This window comes from Bradyrhizobium sp. G127, assembly GCF_021502575.1.
Classification (GTDB): Bacteria; Pseudomonadota; Alphaproteobacteria; order Rhizobiales; family Xanthobacteraceae; genus Afipia.
On record NZ_JAKFGN010000001.1, the window covers coordinates 363058 to 382265 of the forward strand.

General features: G+C 63.7%; 15 protein-coding genes. 3 read left to right on the forward strand and 12 right to left on the reverse strand.

Annotation, left to right across the window (positions count from 1 at the left end):
• The first annotated feature begins 56 nt into the window (after positions 1–56).
• Positions 57–1058: an adenosine kinase gene (locus tag LVY71_RS01795; RefSeq protein ID WP_235097613.1), complete on the forward strand. Its 1002-nt coding sequence runs from the start codon at positions 57–59 to the stop codon at positions 1056–1058.
• A gap of 230 nt (positions 1059–1288) precedes the next feature.
• A complete protein-coding gene (locus tag LVY71_RS01800) occupies positions 1289–1618 on the forward strand; it encodes a hypothetical protein (protein WP_235097614.1) in 330 nt (109 codons plus the stop codon).
• Positions 1619–1631: 13 nt separating this feature from the next.
• On the opposite strand, the gene LVY71_RS01805 is transcribed toward LVY71_RS01800, so the two are convergent.
• Both LVY71_RS01805 and LVY71_RS01810 read right to left on the reverse strand, forming a co-directional pair.
• The gene (locus LVY71_RS01805; RefSeq protein ID WP_235099984.1) at positions 1632–3776 is read right to left on the reverse strand and encodes an SLC26A/SulP transporter family protein; all 2145 of its coding nucleotides are present in this window, start codon (positions 3774–3776) and stop codon (positions 1632–1634) included.
• Between the two features lie 256 nt (positions 3777–4032).
• Complete coding sequence (locus LVY71_RS01810; protein WP_235097616.1) at positions 4033–4824, reverse strand: enoyl-CoA hydratase/isomerase; 792 nt, start codon at positions 4822–4824, stop codon at positions 4033–4035.
• Between the two features lie 285 nt (positions 4825–5109).
• Between LVY71_RS01810 and LVY71_RS01815 the strand changes: the two genes are divergently transcribed.
• Positions 5110–5883: an SDR family NAD(P)-dependent oxidoreductase gene (locus LVY71_RS01815; protein WP_235097618.1), complete on the forward strand. Its 774-nt coding sequence runs from the start codon at positions 5110–5112 to the stop codon at positions 5881–5883.
• Positions 5884–6000: 117 nt separating this feature from the next.
• On the opposite strand, the gene LVY71_RS01820 is transcribed toward LVY71_RS01815, so the two are convergent.
• The 10 genes from LVY71_RS01820 to dnaA all read right to left on the reverse strand — a co-directional run bounded on the left by LVY71_RS01820 (position 6001) and on the right by dnaA (position 18583).
• Positions 6001–6582: a hypothetical protein gene (locus tag LVY71_RS01820; RefSeq protein WP_235099985.1), complete on the reverse strand. Its 582-nt coding sequence runs from the start codon at positions 6580–6582 to the stop codon at positions 6001–6003.
• 92 nt (positions 6583–6674) lie between these two features.
• Positions 6675–7592 (reverse strand): pirin family protein, encoded by a 918-nt coding sequence (locus tag LVY71_RS01825; RefSeq protein WP_235097620.1) that lies wholly within the window; start codon positions 7590–7592, stop codon positions 6675–6677.
• 168 nt (positions 7593–7760) lie between these two features.
• Entirely contained in the window at positions 7761–9137 is a 1377-nt protein-coding gene (locus LVY71_RS01830; RefSeq protein WP_235097622.1) for a malonyl-CoA decarboxylase, read from the reverse strand.
• 132 nt (positions 9138–9269) lie between these two features.
• The gene (locus LVY71_RS01835) at positions 9270–10637 is read right to left on the reverse strand and encodes an MmgE/PrpD family protein (RefSeq protein ID WP_235097624.1); all 1368 of its coding nucleotides are present in this window, start codon (positions 10635–10637) and stop codon (positions 9270–9272) included.
• Positions 10638–10782: 145 nt separating this feature from the next.
• On the reverse strand, positions 10783–11142 hold the full coding sequence (locus tag LVY71_RS01840; RefSeq protein WP_235097626.1) for a hypothetical protein: 360 nt from the start codon (positions 11140–11142) through the stop codon (positions 10783–10785).
• Between the two features lie 74 nt (positions 11143–11216).
• Entirely contained in the window at positions 11217–11705 is a 489-nt protein-coding gene (locus tag LVY71_RS01845) for a DUF2867 domain-containing protein (RefSeq protein ID WP_235097629.1), read from the reverse strand.
• Positions 11706–11757: 52 nt separating this feature from the next.
• On the reverse strand, positions 11758–14199 hold the full coding sequence (gene gyrB / locus LVY71_RS01850; RefSeq protein WP_235097631.1) for a DNA topoisomerase (ATP-hydrolyzing) subunit B: 2442 nt from the start codon (positions 14197–14199) through the stop codon (positions 11758–11760).
• Between the two features lie 347 nt (positions 14200–14546).
• Positions 14547–15686 carry a DNA replication/repair protein RecF gene (recF, locus tag LVY71_RS01855; protein ID WP_235097633.1) on the reverse strand — a complete coding sequence of 380 codons (1140 nt, stop codon included), beginning with the start codon at positions 15684–15686 and terminating at the stop codon, positions 14547–14549.
• Positions 15687–15717: 31 nt separating this feature from the next.
• Positions 15718–16836 (reverse strand): DNA polymerase III subunit beta, encoded by a 1119-nt coding sequence (gene dnaN / locus LVY71_RS01860; protein ID WP_235097635.1) that lies wholly within the window; start codon positions 16834–16836, stop codon positions 15718–15720.
• 277 nt (positions 16837–17113) lie between these two features.
• Positions 17114–18583, reverse strand: a complete 1470-nt coding sequence (gene dnaA / locus LVY71_RS01865; RefSeq protein WP_502797526.1) for a chromosomal replication initiator protein DnaA — start codon at positions 18581–18583, stop codon at positions 17114–17116.
• Positions 18584–19208 lie beyond the last annotated feature (625 nt).

A 19208-nucleotide genomic window follows, 5' to 3' on the forward strand; every position in this document is an offset into this window, starting at 1 on the left:
CTCCCTGAAATACCAGCTTTTGCCGGTTTTGCTCCTTTCCTACAGGAATATCATTAATGACCGCAGCGACATACGACGTTCTCGGCATCGGCAACGCCATCGTCGATATTCTGGCGAAGACCGAGGACGGCTTCCTCGCGGAACAGGGCATGACCAAGGGCGCGATGGCGCTGATCGACGAGGCGCGGGCCGCGGCGATCTATCAGGCGATGGGACCGGCCATCGAGATTTCGGGTGGCTCGGCCGCCAATACCATTGCCGGTCTCGCCGATCTCGGCGCCCGCACGGCGTTCGTCGGCAAGGTCCGCGACGATCAGCTCGGCCATGTCTTCAGCCACGACATCCGCGCCGCGCAGGTGGCGTTCGCGACCCGTCCCGCATCAAACGGTCCCGCAACGGCGCGCTGCTATGTACTGGTATCGCCGGACGGCGAGCGCACCATGAACACCTATCTCGGCGCCGCACAGGACCTGTCGCCCGCCGATATCGACCCGGCGCAGATCGCGGCCTCGTCGATCGTCTATCTCGAAGGCTATCTGTGGGACCCGGCCAACGCGAAAGAGGCATTCCTGAAAGCCTCGCAGATCGCCCACGACAACAAGCGCAGCGTGGCGCTGACATTGTCCGATGCGTTCTGTGTCGGCCGCTACCGCGACGAGTTCCTCGATCTCATCCGCAGCAAGACCGTCGATCTGGTGTTCGCTAATGAGGCCGAGCTGTCATCGCTGTATCAGACCGACGACTTCGACAAGGCGCTGGCGCAACTGCGTGCCGATGCGTCGCTCGCCGTCGTCACCCGCAGCGAGAAAGGCTGCGTGGTTGTTTCCAGGGACAAGGTGACAGCGGTTCCGGCATTTCCGGTGAAACAGGTCGTGGACACCACCGGCGCGGGCGATCTGTTCGCGGCGGGATTTTTGTTCGGCACCGTGCGTGGCCTCAGCCATGAGCAGTGCGGACGGCTCGGTGCGCTGGCCGCCGCCGAGGTCATCCAGCATATCGGCGCGCGACCGCAGACTTCGCTGAAGGCGCTGGCAAAGGACGCCGGGTTGCCGGTGTGAGCCGCCACCCCCGGCGCCATTCACCATGCCAATTGTTCACCATCTGGTGACCGCCGGTTAACCGCGATTGCGCTTGAAGCCCGTCGTGCCCGCATCCATATGGCGAGTAGAGCGTTCCTGCCGGAACTTTTTCCGGCCGAATTCGTTCAGTCGTTCGTCCGTGGCAAGTGCGCGGACCAGAAGCCAATATTCAAGAGCAGACCCGCGCGTGCGGCGGGAAGAAGGGCGCTATGACCTCGACCTGGAGCGAATGGAAACGTTATCCGAAAGCCGCACGCGGCGAGAAGCTGGAAGCGCCCATTGGACCCGGGGTTTTTGAGGTGAGGCACACGTCCTCCGGAGCGCTGTTCGCTTTCGAGGCCGTCGATAACCTGGCACTGGCATTGTCGTCGATCACGTCGACGCCGAAGTCATTTGCGTCGTGGTTCGGCAAGCGCGATCCGGTCACATCACCCGATCTGGAATATCGCACTTATGCGACGTCGACGCGCGAAGAGGCCAAGGTCGCGGCAGAGCGCATGATCGGCCGCCGCGAAGCTTTCATGAGCCACGTTGCCTGATTTTCCGCGGAAGCTATCGCCGCAGCACGCCGATCATGCGGCTGGCGAATGTCAGCCGCTCGGCCATCACTGACATGAAATAGGTCAGTAGCTTCTGGCCCAGAGCCGGATTGTCGGTCGTGATCGCTTTGAACGCGTCCGCGCGCAGCATGTAGAGCACGCTGTCGACTTCCGCCTGGATCGTGGCGCTGCGCGGCTGGCGCGCAACGAGGCCCATCTCGCCCACCGTGGTATGACGGCCCAAACTGCGGACGCGTGTGGTGCGGCCCTCGCCGGCATCCACCATGACGCCGACCCTGCCGTTCAGAATAAACAGCATCGAATCCGCCGGCTCGCCCGCGCGCGCGATGATCTCGAACGCGCCGACCTCGATGCGCTGGCAGCGCCGCGCCAGGTCCGCGGCGTCCTGGTCGCTGCCGAGGATGGCCGCGAACCAGCCTTGCAGATCGCCTTCTTCCTGCGCCAGCCCGCGATGCCGGGCGATGATCTCGTTCTCGCACCACTCCAGCGCGTGATCGAGCTCCGGCATCACCAGCACATCGCCCGACAGAAACTCTCCCGACCGCAGCATCTTTTCGGTGGCGGGCGGCAGATTGACCACAACCAGCTTCACGCCGCTCTCGATTGCCGAGCGCCGGATCTGCGCGAAGCTGTAGGCTGCCGATGAATCGATGCCGGTCACCAGTCTGAAATCGAACACCAGATAGCGGCACTCGGGATGGTGCAGCAGCAGCGCTTTGACATGCTGATAGAGACGGTTGGCCGAACCGAAGAACAGATAGCTTTGCAGGTTGAGCCCGTGGATTTCCTTGCCGTGGCTGGCCAGCAGCGCCAGATCATCACGCGAGCGATCGAGCGAACTGCGGTACTCGGCGCCGTTGAAGCCGAATTTGATCGAGCTGATGCGCGAGGCGCTCAAGGCGAATGTCGCGCAGCCGATGATGGTTCCGATCACCACGCCGGCGACGAAGCCCCACTTCACGATGATGAAGATAATCGCGAGCAGCGACAGATATTCGATGGTGGACAGCCGTCGCCGCGATTCGACAATCCAGCGGTTGAGCTGATCGACTCCGAGATAGATCAGCAGCCCGCCGAGAATGAATTTCGGCATGTAGCTGAGCAGTGCCGGGTCGGCCACCAGCATCAGCACGGCGATCGCCGACACCGTCAGCCCGGAGAGGCGGCCGGTTGCGCCGCTGCTGGCATTGAGCAGCGACCGGCTGAGCGAGATGCATCCCGCATAGCCGCCGAAAAGCCCGGACAAAATGTTGGCGGCTCCCGCGACATTCAGCTCGCGCTCGAGATTCGCCTCGCGATTGGTCGCAACCTCTATGCCGGTGGTATTGAACAGCGTGCTGATCGCGGTGACGAAGATGACGGCGATGAGATTGCCGATCAGTCCCGGCAGCGCCTGCCACGGATAGTTTCCGATGTCGTCCAGGTGCCATGGCATCGTCAGGCTGGCGCGCGGCAGCGACTTGAATGTCCAGCCCAGTGCCTGGGCCTGTTCCACCGAGAGGCCCGCGAAGGCGAAGACGATATGGGTCACCACGATGCCGGCAATCAGGATCGCCGGTAGCGCAAGCGGATTACGGGAGCGGTGCCACGTCCGATAGATCGTGAATGCCAGTGCGCATCCGGCGAGAAGCTCGTACACCGTCATGGCATTTGCGAACGAGGGCAGGGTATCGAGCCGCACCGAAAGGCCGGTAATGACCCGGACTCCGCCCAGCGCGATCAGCAGAGCCGTCGCGCCGAGAAAGCCGCCGATTACGGGGTAAGGCACATAGCGGATCGCATGGCCGATCCGGGTTAACCCCAGACTGCAGAGCACCACGCCGGTGATGATGGTGGCGGCGGACAGCGTCAGCAGCACCGGGCCGAGCAGCGGGGCGGACGGGTCGGCTGCCGCGATATGTTCGACCAGCGACGCCGCCAGAATGGCGGTAACCGCCGCGGTGGATGTTTCCGGGGCTCCGATCGCGAAGGGAAAGGTGCTGCCCAGCGCGACCACCGCCGCGATGATCGCGGTTGCCGTGAACGTCGCCGCGATGCCGTAGGGCAGGTACGCCACCAGCGGTCCGGAGAAGATCAGCACGGAATAGGACAGGCCGAAGGCTATGGTCAGAACGGCGGGGGCTGCGCTCGCGATCATGTCGTTCAGCCGGGCGCGAAAGGTCGCGTCCGGGCCGAAGACGGGGTTGGTGGAGGGGAAAGCCACGCGGGATGTCCATGCAGGAAGGCAGGCCTGTCCTAGACGACCGCAACGCTGACGTAAAAGAGAATCTTGTGACAATTATTTTTACGGGCGGCGCTTGCGCGCAATGAGAATGCGCGGCGCGATTCAAGGCAAAGGCCGCGCCGTTTCCGGCGCGGCCTTTGCCGTGTTCGTGAATGTCTGCCGGTGCGGCTTAGCGTCCCGTGAACTTTGCCGGGCGCTTTGCGAGGAAGGCGCCGACGCCTTCCTTGAAATCCTCGCTCTTGCCTGCCTTGAGCTGCGAACGCATTTCAAGATCGAGCTGATCCTCGAACGAATTGTGCTCGCTTTCCCAGTAAAGCTGGCGGATCAGCGAAAGCGCCACGGTCGGTCCGTTGGCGAGATCGTGCGCGAGCTTCTTGGTTTCCTCGGCGAGAGCCGCGTCATCGACCACGCGGTTGACCAGTCCCCACTCCAGCGCCTTCTCCGCCGGCAGGCGTTCGCCCAGCAGCGACAGCTCGACCGAACGGGCCTTGCCGATCAGCCGCGGCAGGATCCAGGTCGAACCGCAATCCGGCACCAGGCCGATGCGGCGGAAGGCCTGCAGGAAGTAAGACGAACGCGCGCACAGGATGAGGTCGCCCATCAGTGCGAAGCTCATGCCCGCGCCGGCCGCCGGTCCGTTGACCGATGTGACCAGTGGGCAGTGCAGGTTGCGCAGGCGGCGCAGGAACGGATGAAACACGGTCTCGAGCGACGATCCCGCGGTCTTGCGGCCGGGGCTCTTGTCGTTGCGGCCTTGGAGGTTGGCGCCGGTGCAGAACGCCTTGCCAGCGCCGGTCAGCACGACGCAACGGACCTCGTCGCGTTTGTCCTCGATGACATCCAGCGCTTCGGTCAGGCCTTCGTACATGTCCGGCGAGAAGGCGTTCATGACCTCCTGATGGTCGAACATCAGCGTTGCCACCGGTCCGTCGAATTCCAGTCTGCAATGTTTGAACTGCATGCGTTCCTCGTTTGATTGATTTTGATTGATTGAACGTGACGTCCGGCAGGGCTGCCGTGTTCGTTTCGGAGCGAACTATTCCGGAAAGCAGATGGCGTGTAAACGGCGCGTCTGATCGCAGGGCGGCTGTCGGACCAGCCATGCACTGCGAACTTTAATTTCGCATGGCGGAAGCGATGCGCGAATCCTTGCGGGTTTGATTTTGCCGGGCCGATTGGCCAATGTCGCGACGAACGCGGCGCGGCAAATGCGCGACGCCAACCCTACAACCGGAGTGAAACGATCATGGGCATTTTCGATCTGAGCGGCCGCGTGGCGGTGGTGACCGGCGGCAATGGCGGCATCGGCCTTGGCATCGCGCAGGCGCTTGGCGAGGCCGGCTGCACCGTGTCGATCTGGGGCCGCAATGCCGAGAAGAACGCGCGGGCGGCGGCAACGATCAAGGGCGGCAAGGTCGAAACGCGTGTCTGCGACGTGACCGACGCCGCCTCGGTGAAGGCCGCGATGACGGCGACGCTGGACAAGTTCGGCCGCATCGACGGCTGCTTTGCCAATGCCGGTATCGGCGGCGGCGGCCGGCATGCGTTCATCGACCGCACCGAAGAAGATTGGCGCAAGATGTTCGCCACCAATCTCGACGGCGTGTTCCATGTATTTCAGGCGGCGGCGCGGCACATGACCGAGCGCGCGGAGAAGGGCGACGCGTTCGGGCGGCTGGTCGCGACATCGAGCATGGCGTCGCTGTTCGGCACGGCGCGCAACGAACACTATGCGGCGACCAAATCCGCCATCAATGCCGTGGTCCGCGCGCTTGCGGTCGAACTGGCGCGCTACGGCGTCACCGCCAACGCGATCTTGCCCGGCTGGATCAAGAGCGACATGACGGAAGGGCTGATGGCCAACGACAAGTTCGTCGGCAACGTGATGCCGCGCATCCCGATGCGCCGGTTTGGCGAGCCGTCGGATTTCGGCGGCATCGCGGTGTACCTGATGAGCAAGGCATCGTCCTATCACACCGCCGACATGATCGTGATCGACGGCGGTTATACGGTGTTCTGAGGTGCGAGGAAACCGAGCTACAAGCGTCATTGCGAGAAGCACTCGCGACGAAGCAATCCAGTTTTTTTGATTCAAAGACTGGATTGCTTCGCTCGCAATGACGCGGAGACGAAGCCGCTATTTGCCCTGACCTCGTTCCGGATGGCCATACTTCTTGCGGAACGTCTCGGCATCGCCGAAATCGGCGAAACCGATATAGTGCTGGTGCGCCGAGACCGCTTTGCGGGCATGCTTGATCGGGCACCAGTACTGCTCGGTGCGGCCGGCGATCTCGCCCGCATAGGCCATCAGGCCGTTGCCGTAGGAACAATAAGCGCAGTTGAGCGCTTCCAGAATGTTCAGATAGGCGAGGTGAGCGCGGTCGAAGATGAAATAGTCGCTGCGTTTCACCTTCTCGATGCCGTAGACCGGAAAGCAGATCCACTGGTAGAGCGTGATCGTGAGATCGAGGATCACGAACGGCACGATCATGCCGTAGATCACCGGCGCGGTAACGACCGTCATCAGGTTCGCATTGAAGACATATTTTGCGAGACTTACGCGCAACTCGCGATGGGCGCGCAGGATCTCTTCTTCGAACACCGCGCGCTTGCCTTGCAGGGTGTAACGCAGCTTGGCGCGGCGGATCGCGAACTCCGCCTCAAGCTCGCCCTGAAGCAGCTTGATCTGCGCGGCGAGACGATCGATGTTGTCGCTCATTGAAAATTCGCTCATGAAGAGATCTGCTTTCGGAGAAGAGTCTTAGGAATATCTGTTCGGGGAATTGCCGGCGCGAAGCGTGTCCGCGCGCGTCACTCCGGCAGTGGAATGAACTCCTGCTCGTCGGGCACATGGGCGAAACGCCCGGTCTTCCAGTCGGCCTTGGCTTGCTCGATGCGATCCTTGCTGGAGGAAACGAAATTCCACCAGATGTGGCGCGGGCCTTCCAGCGCGGTGCCGCCGAGAAACATCATCCGCGCCGGGCGCGTCGCCTTCACGGTGATGCGGTCGCCCGGACGAAAGATCAGCAGCCGCGGCCCTTCGAATCGTTCATTGGCGATCTCGATTTCGCCGTCGACCACGTAGATCGCGCGCTCTTCATGATCGGCATCGAGCGGCACGCGCATGCCTTCGTCGAGTGCGACTTCGGTGTAGAACCACTCCGACACCATATCGACCGGCGATGTCACGCCGAACGACGAGCCTGCGATGACCCGCGCCTTGAATCCCGTGTCCTGCACTTCCGGCAGCGTGGCGGCGGCGAAATGCTGGAACGACGGCGCGATCTCTTCCTTGCCCGCAGGCAGCGCGATCCAGCTTTGCAGGCCGAGCATCTTCTGGCCGTTGGCGCGCTGCACGTCCGGCGTGCGCTCGGAATGGGCGATGCCGCGGCCCGCCGTCATCAGGTTCATCGCGCCGGGCTGGATCTCCTGAATGTTGCCCTCGCTGTCGCGATGCATGATGCTGCCGTCGAACAGGTAGGTGACAGTGGCGAGACCGATATGCGGATGCGGCCGCACATCCATGCCCTTGCCGGCGACGAACTGCACCGGGCCGAAGTGATCGAAGAAGATGAAGGGGCCGACCATTTGCCGCTTGCCGTGCGGCAGCGCGCGGCGCACCGCGAAGCCGTCGCCGAGATCGCGGGTGCGCGGCACGATGATGAGTTCAAGCGCGTCGCAGGTCTGCGGGTCGCCGAGGATCGGATCGTTCGAGGGCATCCAGCTCATGGCGCGTCTCCGGGTTGTTGTGTCATTGCCGGGCATCGCCGTTCAAAGAACGGCGTCGCTTCCGCTCGCCTATGACCCGGCAATCCATCGTTCAAGAAAATTCACTTATGGTGGATACGCGGGTCAAGCCCGCGTAGGACAATCGAAATTGGTGTGCTGTTTGTCGCCTCAGGCGCTGGCCGGGGTCTCCACGATTGCACGCGCGGGCAGCATCTTACGAACCGCCGGAGATGATGCAACCTGCCCCTTTTCGGCGTAGGCCTCGTGATTGGTCTCGATCTTGTCGAGCGCATAGAGGTAGTTGACCATCAGCCCGTGCGACTGCTGCATGCCCTTGTCGGAGCGGTCGCCGAGGAAATTCAGCCGCTCCAGCTGGGCGCCGTTGCCGAGATGGAACCGCGCCACCGGATCGACAGGATGTCCGCGCGGGCCTTTGACTTCGAGGAAGTAATACGCCGCCAGCGGCAGCAGCGTGGCTTTGACCTGTTCGGCGATGGCCGCGTCATCGGCCCAGTCCGCCCGATCGAGCGCATCGAGTGTCGCGCGCGCCGCCGCATCGAGCAGCGTCGAACTCTCCTCCGCGCGTTCGCGCTTCAGCCAGGCCGCGAAGCCGGGCACCGGCGAGAGCGTCACGAAGGTCTGCACGTTGGGCAGTTCGCGCTTGATGTCCTCGACCACCTGCTTGATCAGGAAATTGCCGAAGGAAATGCCGCCAAGCCCGCGCTGCGTGTTCGAGATCGAATAGAAGACTGCCGTGGTGGCCTCCGATGCCGCGATCGGCGTGCGCGTTAGATCCAGCAGCGGCGCGATCGCTGCGGGACTCTCGCGGGTCAGCGCCACCTCGACGAAGATCAGCGGCTCATCGACCAGTTGCGGATGGAAGAATCCGTAGCAGCGGCGGTCCGACGGGGCGAGGCGGCTGCGCAGGTCGTCCCAGTTCGAGATCGCATGCACCTGCTCGTAGCGGATGATCTTTTCCAGAATGTTGGCAGGCGTGGTCCAGTCGATCCGTTGCAGCACGAGAAAACCTCTGTTGAACCACGACGAGAACAGATGCACGAAATCGCCATCGACATGCTTGAGCGCGGGATGATCGGCGATATGCGCCAGCAGCGCCTCGCGCATCCGCACCAGCGACGCGGTGCCGCCGGGCGCAAGATTAAGCCGCCGGATCAGTTCCTGGCGGCGCGGCTCGGCAGCCTTCAATAATTTGCTTACGGTGTCCGGCGAGGTGCCCTTGTCGCGCACGGCGTCCATTGCCGCGTTGAGTTCGGCCATGTCCGGCCCGAACAGATCGGCAAGCGCATTGAGAAAGGCGAGCTGGTCGTCCTCGCTCGCCGCCGCATAGCCGGCCAGCAAGGTGTTGGCGAGCGCGACGCCGCTGGCCTCGCCGCGCCGGGACAGCAGCGTTTCGCCGAGCGTGACCAGTTCGGCTTTCGACATCGCGTCCGAACCGCTCGACAGGCCGAGCAGGCTGCGGCCGCGTGTGGTCAGCGTGTTGAGAAGATTGCCCAGAAAGGCGCGATCCAGTCCCAGTGTCGCCATCGCGTCAGTCAGCTCCCGTGCGATCCGGCCTTGTCGGCGAATGATACGCAGGGAATGCGACCGATTCCAGACGCTGCGTCCCCGACTTTCGTCCGGGAATGCCCGATGTGCGGGCGTTTCGGATGGTGCGGCTCAAAGCCGCGCGAGCGATGTGACCCGGTCGATGCGGTCGAACTTCTCCAGCGACAGCACCGCGTCGGCAAAGCGGTCCGCGCGTTCGTGCAACACCGGCCGCGCCAGTTGCAGGAACTTTTGCTGCATCGCCGCCGCATCGGGAAACAGCGACGGCTCGCCGGACGGATCGGGAATGATGCGCTCCAGCGTGCCTTCGCCGCTTTCGATCGAGACGCGCGCGCCGAACGGATGGCTTTTGCCTTCCAGCCGGGCGTCCTGCACCACCTCGATCCGGTCGGCGAGCGCCTCGATGGCGGGATCGCCGAGCCGCTTGTAGTCGTCCCAGCCGAACGAGCCCTGATCCAGCGCCAGCGCGCCGGTGAAGAACATCGAGAACTGTCCGCCGACCACGCTGCGGGCGTGGCGCTTGGTGGCGGCGTCGCCGGTCAGCGTGATGCCGTTGCGGTGCAGGCCGATCTCGACACTTTTAATGTTTTCCGGCGTCAGGTTGTGCTCGCGGCGCATGGCGATCAGTGCGTCGATGGCGGCGTGGGTGTAGCGGCAGCTGGGATAGGGCTTCACGCCGATCTTCATGGTCTCGTAGACGTGGCCAAGGTCTGCCGTGGCTTTCTCGGGATGCGGGTCATCGGTGTAGCCCACAAGCAGGCCGTGCTTGCCTTCGACCGATTCGGTGGAGCCGATGAAACCTTCACGCGCCAAGGAAGCTGCGACCACGCCGTTCATCGCGGCGGCGCCGACCTGATAGCGCTTGTTCCACGCCCCGTTGACGAGAAATTGCAGCGAGCCCGCGGCCTGACTGCCCGACACGCCGAATGCCGCGACGATCTGGTCCGCGCTGAGCTTGTAGAGCTTCGCCGCCGCCGCCGCCGCGCCATAGGTGCCGGCGGTGGCGGTGGGGTGAAAGCCCTTTGCGTAATGCGATGTCGGATCGAGCGCGTTGCCGAGGCGGCAGCAGACTTCATAGCCCGCGACGATAGCGGTCAGCACGTCGCGTCCGCTCGATCCCAGAATTTCACCCACCGCGAGCGCGGCCGGCACCACCGGCGCGCTGGGATGCAGCGAGGAATCGGCATGGGTATCGTCGAAATCGAGCGAATGGCCGAGCGCGCCGTTGAGCAACGCCGCGATGGCCGGCGTGTAAGTCTTGGCGTCGCCACAGACGGTGGCATTGCCCTTGCCGTCGAGACCGAGCGTGGCGAGCATCGCCAGCAGCGACGGCGTCGATTCCGCTTCGCTGCGCGCCCGCACGGCGCTGCCGAGAAAATCCAGCGTCAGCCCCTTGGCGCGCTCCAGCACTTCGGACGGAATATCCTCGTATTTCAGGTTCGCGACGTAAGCGGCCAGCGTTGCGGTTTCATTCGCCATTGTTCATTCGTCTCCCGGAACTGGCCGGGAGGCTATGCGGCCCACGCCCCGCATTCAAGCCGGGCTGGTGCATGGCGCGGCTGTGCAACGGGGTGATCGGCGTCCCGATCTGAGCCGGGACGCCTTACCGGTAAGTCCGGACCGCTCAATCGTGGGGTATGATGGCGTAGGGCGTCGCATAGGGTTCGACGCGCAGCGACGTATTGGCGATCAGGCCGATCTTCGCGGTGGGCGCTTGCAGCATCTCGCCGTTCGCGCCGCGCTTGACGTTGTATTGCCAGACCGTGATGTCGCCTTTCTGCGTCAGCGCATGGGCGACCGCGCCGGCATCGGTGCCGCCGAGCACCTTGAGTTCGGTTTCCGACAGGCCAATGACAATCTCGTCCTTGACGGTGACGACTTTGAATAGATTCATCTTGGTCTCCTGGGCCCAGGCGCCATGTGCGGCGGCAAGCGCCAAAGCTGCCAGGGCGAGGCGGGTCGCGGTTTTGCGCCGGGAAAACATGGGTCGGTCCTTTGTGCGATGGTGCGTGGCGAGGCGGGATTTGCGAGGTCGGACGCCTCATTCCCTTGGTCGCGTCAGCCCGCCAAAGGTTCATCGCGGATTTGCCGCAGCATCGCCGGAACGATCATGTTGTGGAACGGCATGATAACGGCGAGATAGGCGCGGCCGAGCAGGTTGTGGGTCTTGACCAGCGTCGTTGCCGTTACCTGCCGATCGGGTGCCGAACCTGCCACATCTACGATGACGCGGAAGTCGAGATGCCTGTCGTCAAAGCCCGCGACGACGCGTTGCGGCGTCTCCGCAATCACAGGAAACGGTCCGATCGAATTCGCCGCGATGGCTTTCCTGTGGGAGGGCGTCTTGAGGCCCAGCGGCGCGACGATGGCGTTGCGCAGCCGCATCAGCCGGTCTATCCAGGGCGGCGGATTGAGAAACATCCGCTCCGCCGCCTGCCGCGCGGTGAGGTCGGCGTCGCCGGTCGCGATGCGAAACGTATCGGCGAACTGCGCACCGGGAAGCAGATGCGCCAGTGAGGCATCGGTCGCGAGGGCGTTGACTGTCATACCGCGATTTCCAGACGCCAAGCCAGTTCGCGACAACGCAGCCGGGGAGCGCTTACACGTCGACGTTGGCGTCGAGCGAGTTGTCCTGAATGAACTCGCGGCGTGGTTCGACCACGTCGCCCATCAGCTTGGTGAAGATGTCGTCCGCCGCGTCGACTTCCTTGACCTTCACCTGCAGCAGCGAGCGCGCGTTGACGTCGAGCGTCGTCTCCCACAATTGCTGCGGATTCATTTCGCCGAGGCCTTTGTAACGCTGGTAGGCGACGCCCTTGCGGCCTGCGTCGGTCACCGCCTCGAACAGGCTGATCGGGCCATGGATCGGGGTCTCGGTGTCCTTGCGGCGGAGCATCGCGCTGCGCGGATAGGCTTCCTGCAGCCGCCCGGCATATTCATCGAGCTTGCGCGCCTCGGCGGAGCCGAGCAGCGCGTCGTCGATAATGGCCACATCCTTGACGCCGCGCACTGTGCGCTCGAAGAAATAGCCCTCGCCTTCGGTGAATTTTCCGATCCAGCCGCGCTCGACTTCGTCGGCCAGCGCATCAAGGCGCTTGGCGATGTAGTCCGCCGCCGCATTGGCTTTCTCGATGTCGCCGATCACGTGCGGCGCGAGCACGCCGGCAATCGCCGCCTGTTCGACGACGCTGCGGTTGTAGCGGCTGTGCAGGCTGTTGAGGATGCCGCGAATGACGCGCGCGTCTTCCAGCAGCGCCTGAAGGTCGCGGCCCTTGCGGTCCTCGCCCGACGCCAGCTTGAGAACGCAATCATCAAGGCCGGTCTCGATCAGGTAATCTTCCATCGCACGCTCGTCCTTGAGGTACTGCTCGGACTTGCCGCGCGTCACCTTGAACAGCGGCGGCTGGGCGATATAGAGGTAGCCGCCTTCGATCAGCGCCGGCATCTGCCGGAAAAAGAACGTCAGCAGCAGCGTGCGGATATGCGCGCCGTCGACGTCGGCGTCGGTCATAACGATGATCTTGTGATAGCGCAGCTTGGAAATGTCGAAATCGTCGCGGCCGATGCCGGTGCCGAGCGCGGTGATCAGCGTGCCGATCTGCTCGCTCGACAGCATCTTGTCGAAGCGCGCTCGCTCGACGTTGAGGATTTTTCCGCGCAGCGGCAGGACGGCCTGGAATTCGCGGTTGCGGCCCTGCTTGGCGGAGCCGCCTGCCGAGTCACCCTCGACGATGAAAAGTTCGGACTTGGCCGGATCGCGCTCCTGACAGTCGGCGAGTTTGCCGGGCAATGATGCGATGTCGAGCGCGCCTTTGCGGCGGGTGAGGTCGCGCGCCTTGCGCGCGGCTTCGCGCGCGGCGGCGGCTTCCATCACCTTGCCGACGATGGTCTTGGCTTCGGCGGGATGTTCCTCGAACCAGGCGGAGAGCGCCGCGTTCAGCACGTTCTCGACCACCGGCCGCACTTCCGAGGACACCAGCTTGTCCTTGGTCTGCGACGAGAATTTTGGGTCAGGCACCTTCACCGAAAGCACGGCGGTGAGGCCCTCGCGGCAATCGTCGCCGGTCAGCGCGATCTTTTCCTTCTTCGCCATGGCTTCGGCATAGCCGGTGACCTGGCGCGTCAGCGCGCCGCGGAAGCCCGCCAGATGGGTGCCGCCGTCGCGCTGGGGAATGTTGTTGGTGAAGCAGAGCACGTTCTCGTGGTAGCTGTCGTTCCACCACATCGCGACTTCGACGCTGATGCCGTTCTGCTCGGCGCGCATCACGATCGGGGTCGGCACCACCGGCTTCTTGTTGCGGTCGAGATATTTGACGAATTCCTCGACGCCGCCCTCGTAGAACAACTCTACGCGCTGCTCGACCGCGTGACGCATGTCGGACAGCAGGATGTTGACGCCCGAATTCAGGAACGCGAGCTCGCGCAGGCGATGCTCCAGCGTCGCGAAATCGTACTCGACATTGGTGAAGGTTTCGGTGGAGGCCAGAAAGGTGACCTCGGTGCCGCGCTTGCCGTGGGCGTCGCCGACCACCTCGAGCGGGGCGACCGCGTCGCCGTGCTTGAACTGGATGTAGTGCTCCTTGCCTGCGCGCCAGACCCGCAGTTCGAGTTTGCTGGAGAGCGCATTGACCACGGAGACGCCGACGCCGTGCAGACCGCCGGAGACCTTGTAGGAATTCTGGTCGAATTTTCCGCCGGCATGGAGCTGGGTCATGATGACCTCGGCCGCCGAGATGCCTTCGCCCTTGTGAATGTCGGTCGGAATGCCGCGACCGTCGTCGCGCACGGTGACCGAATTGTCGGGATTGAGAATGACCTCGACACGCGTGGCATGACCGGCCAGCGCTTCGTCGATGGCGTTGTCGACGACTTCGTAGACCATGTGATGCAGGCCGGAGCCGTCATCGGTGTCGCCGATATACATGCCCGGACGCTTGCGGACGGCATCGAGACCTTTCAACACCCTGATCGATTCAGCGCCGTATTCCGCTCCCGGATTGGGGACAGGTTCGGCGCTGGTTTGCCGGGCTGGTTCGGTCATGAGGTGCCTTCAAAGATGGGTCGAATCAGGTCGCAAAAAATGCGCCCTTGAACGTCAATTTGTGCCATGAAAACGGATGTGCGCCTAGGACAAAGTGGCGGTCGGCAAGCTGTTGAATAAATGGGATTTTTCGGCTGTTTTTCAAGGCCCGGAAACGGCATTTTCAGGGCTGTAGGAAAGCGCGATTCGCGAGAGTTCATTAGGCAGGAATCGCGGCGATTTCGATCTCGATTTGGAGCCGTCATGCCCGGCCTTGTGCCGGGCATCCACGTCTTCCTTCGACCACGGCAAGACGTGGATGGCCGGGACAGGCCCGGCCATGACGAACGAAAGATCGCGTTACGAGGTCACCCCCGCCGCTTCACCGTTCCCGCCTCGACATCGAAAATGTCCGCGCGCGCGGCGACGTCGGTGAATGCCACCGGGTCCGCGCCGGTCATCCAGACCTGCGCGCCGAGGGTTGCGAGTTCATCGAACAGCGCCGCGCGGCGATTGGGGTCGAGATGGGCGACGATTTCGTCAAGCAGCAGCAGCGGCGTGATGCCGGTCATTTCGGCCACAAGGGTGGCGTGAGCCAATATGAGGCCGATCAGCAGCGCCTTCTGCTCGCCGGTGGAGGCATCGCGCGCCGGCATGTTCTTCGGGGCGTAGATCACCTGCAAGTCTGTCAGGTGCGGCCCGTTCAGCGTGCGCCCTGCGGCGGCGTCTTTCGCGCGGCTGTCGCGCAGCATGTCGCGGTAACGGTCCTCGACGGCGGTGGCGGGTTCATTAAGCAGCGCGTTCTCCATCCAGCCGTCGAGCGCGATCAGCGCGGACGGAAAAGCCGATTTGCTGCCGCGCGCGGCGAGCATCGTACTCAATCGCTGCAAGGTCTGGCCCCGCTGTGCGGCGACGGCGACGGCCAGTTCTGCCGTCTCGCGCTCGATGGCGTCGCACCAGTGGGCGTCGAAGTTGCGGTCTTCCAGCAGGCGGTTTCTGGAGCGCAGCGAGCGGTCCAGTGCAGAAACGCGGCTGGCATGCTCAGAATCGATGGCGAGCACGAGGCGATCGAAGAAACGGCGGCGTTCCGACGCTGCACCCATAAACAGGCCGTCCATCGCCGGAGTCAGCCACACCATGCGCAGATGATCGCCGAAGGCGGCGGCGGAGGTGACCGGCTCGCGGTCGATCCGCGCGCGGCGGCTTGACGACGCGCCTTCGGACGCCGGCGCGTCGATGCCGGTGCCGAGCGTGGCAAGGCCGAGCGCGCCTTCCACTTCGGCCGAGACTGCCCACGAGCCGTCGCCCTGGATGTCGGCAACGTCGTCCAGCGTGGCGCGGCGCAGTCCGCGCCCGGGGGACAGAAACGAAATCGCTTCGAGGCAGTTGGTCTTTCCGGCTCCGTTGGGGCCGACCAGCACCACGACATCGCCACGCGTATCCACACTCGCCGCGCGGTAGTTGCGGAAATGCGTGAGGCTGAGGCGCAGAATGCGGGAGACGGTCATGGTGAGCCGTCTTACAGCAGAATGCGGGTTTCTACACCCGCATCGGCATCAGGACGTAGAGCGCGCCCTTGGAATCCTTGTCCTGCACCAGCGTCGGCGAACCGGGATCGGCCAGACGCAACACCGCGACCTCGCCTTCGATCTGCGCCGCGATGTCGAGCAGATAGCGCGAGTTGAAGCCGATATCGAGCGGATCGGAGGCGTATTCGACTTCGAGTTCTTCCGTCGCACTTCCCGAATCCGGATTGGTCACCGACAGCACCAGCTTGCCGGGGGAGAGCGCGAGCTTCACGGCGCGGCCGCGCTCGGATGAAATCGTCGAGACGCGATCAACAGCGGCCTCGAAATCCTTCTTGTCAACGATCAGTTCCTTGTCGTTGTTCTGCGGAATGACGCGGCCGTAATCGGGGAAAGTGCCGTCGATCAGCTTCGAGGTCAGCACCACGTCGCCGATGGTGAAGCGGATCTTGCCCTGCGACAGTTCGATCTTGATCTCGGCCTCGTTGTCCTCGATCAGGCGCTGCACTTCGCCGACCGTCTTGCGTGGCACGATGACGCCCGGCATGCCCGCGGCGCTCTTCGGCAGCGGCAGATCGACCTGCGCGAGGCGGTGGCCGTCGGTGGCGACCGCGCGCAGCGTCGCCTCCTTGGCGCTGCCCGCTGCGTGGAGATAGATGCCGTTAAGATAATAGCGCGTCTCTTCGGTGGAGATCGCGAACTGCGTGCGGTCGATCAGCCGCTTCATGTCGGCCGCGGCCAGCGTGAACGAATGCGTCATGTCGCCGGCGGCGAGATCGGGGAAGTCGCTCTCGGGCAGCGTCTGCAGCGTGAAGCGCGAGCGGCCGGCGCGGATCGCAAGAACTGATCTGTCACCGTCGCCTTCCAGTACGATCTGCGAACCGTCCGGCAGCTTGCGCACGATGTCGTAGAACATGTGCGCCGGCACCGTGGTGGAGCCGCCAGTGCCGGCTTCGGCCGCGAGCGTTTCGGTGACTTCGAGATCGAGGTCGGTGGCCTTCAGGCTGAGGCGCGATTTCTCGGCGCGGATCAGCACGTTGCCCAGGATCGGGATCGTGTTGCGGCGTTCCACCACGCGGTGAACGTGGCTCAGCGATTTCAGGAGTTGCGCCCGCTCGACGGTAACCTTCATGACACTTCCGCCCGATCCCAAGTTCTGAAACTCCACATCTGGAGTTCCAAGTCCGGAGCAAGTCCGCAAATCCCGGACAGGTCCATATCGCTATTGGAGGTGCCGGGCGGCTGGACAGCGCCACGGCGACTGAACCCGCAGACCGGCAAAGCGGGGGCTTCGCCGGGGGCCGCGGGGGACCGTAAGGTGACGCGGTTGGCCGCGAAGCGCAAGGGTTTGCGCCGCTGGAAGGCGGCTTTCCCCGCCTGTTATCTCGGACCATTAGCCCGGGGAGGACTCACTCCTGAAGCTGGCGCTTCAGGAGTTCTACCTCGTCGGACAGCGAAATGTCCTTGGCGACCAGCGCCTCGATCTTGCGGACGGCATGCAGCACCGTGGTGTGGTCGCGGCCGCCGAACCGGCGTCCGATCTCGGGGAGCGAGCGCAGCGTCAGCGTCTTGGCCAGATACATCGCGACCTGACGCGGGCGGACCACATTGGCGGTGCGGCGCGAGGACAAGAGGTCCGAGCGGCTGACATTGTACTGCCGGGCCACCACGCGCTGGATGTCCTCGATCTTGACCCGCTTCGGCTCCATCGGCCGCACCAGATCGCGCACCTCGCGCTCGGCCATTTCCAGCGTCACGGTGGTGGCGTTGAGCTTGCTGTGAGCGAGGAGACGGTTGATCGCGCCTTCGAGGTCGCGGCCGTTATGGGTGATGGTCCTGGCAAGATATTCCAGCACCGGCATCGGCACGTCGAAGGTGGCGTGATGCGCCTTCGCGGCGGAGACGCGCGACTTCAGGATTTCCAGCCGCAGCTCCTCGCCGAGCGATCCCATTTCGACCACAAGGCCACCGGCCAAGCGCGAGCGCACCCGGTCATCGAGGCTTTCCAGATCGGACGGCGGCCGGTCGGCGGCGATCACGACTTGACGGCCGGCGTCGATCAGCGCGTTCAGGGTGTGACAGAATTCCGACTGGGTCGATTTGCCCTGCAGGAACTGCAGGTCGTCGATCACCAATACGTCGATGCCGCGCAGCGCTTCCTTGAAGGCCAGCGCCGTCTGCGATTTCAGCGCGGCGACGAAGCCGTACATGAATTTTTCGGCGGTCAGATACAGCACCTTGCGTTCGGTGCCGGAATTTCCGGCCCACGTCACCGCCTGCAGCAGATGAGTTTTGCCCAGACCCACACCGGCGTGAATGTAGAGCGGGTTGAACATCACGCTGTCGCCGCGGCGGCCCTCGGCCACCTGACGGGCCGCGGCGTGCGCCAGCGTGTTGGAGCGGCCCATGACAAAGGTCGCAAAGGTCAGGCGCGGATCGAGCGGCGAGCCGCCGAGCGCGTCGTGGCTGGCCGAGACGGGCGCCGTTGCGGTGTTGCGCAGTTCGGGCGCGGGGCGATTGCCGGTCTGCTCCGGACGGCGCAGGTCCTGCGGCGACTTTGCGTCCTTCATCGGAGCGGCGCATCGCATCGCGGTGCGCACCGTCAGTTCAACGCGGGTGACGCCGGGCGCTTCCGCCTGCCAGCAGGCCAGAACGCGGTCGGTGTAGTGGGTTTGAATCCAGCTCTTGAGGAATTTGGTCGGCACCGTCATGTGCACGCAATCGTCATGGATGCGCTCGAGGTCCATGCGCGCGAACCAGCTCGTATAGAAATCCTCGCCGACATTGGTGCGAAGCCGGTCCTTGAATCGCGCCCACTGGTCGCGCTCGGTGTCTGCCAGTTCGATGCCGGTTGGGATGGTTTGTGCCGAGATGGTCATTTTTGCTGTGATCTTCTGATTGAGTTCTGGTCCGGCGATACGATCGCCACGAAATTATTTTGCCGACGCCGCTCTGCTTCTCCCGTTGCCGCGGACGCTCCGCCGTTCGGTGCTGGTGCACCGTGAGGCATTGCTGCGATGTAAGGAGAACGCCGCGCGCGGCGTCAGCGCGTACTGGAATAAAGAGGCGGGCCGCAGGGCGCGGCTGGCGTGTCAATCGAAACCGGATTGATGAAACGGAATACCGTGAGGAAGTTCTGCTGACGCTGGATATTTCTGGACATAAAAACTCCCCCTCCGGCCGCGGACAAGCCGCGGCAAGTTATCGTCACGTTCGTTTGTTCAGTTCTGTCGCGCCGTCCGATCAGTTGACTGTCGGACTTACCCGCCGCTTCGTCTCGCCCGTTCAACCCTCAAGCCGAATTCCGCTTCGCTGAATTCCACTCGCCGCCTCATCACCTGCCCCGGGCACGATCCGGACCGAACCGCTCTTCGCTTTCGCGATCATGCCTTCGACTTCAGGCTCAACTCCAAAACTTCAACCCTTCGAAGCGCTGGATATGTCCGTCCATGGCTGTCTCACTTTGTTACGCGGTTTCCGGATCGGTCCGGCCCGCGGTGGAGA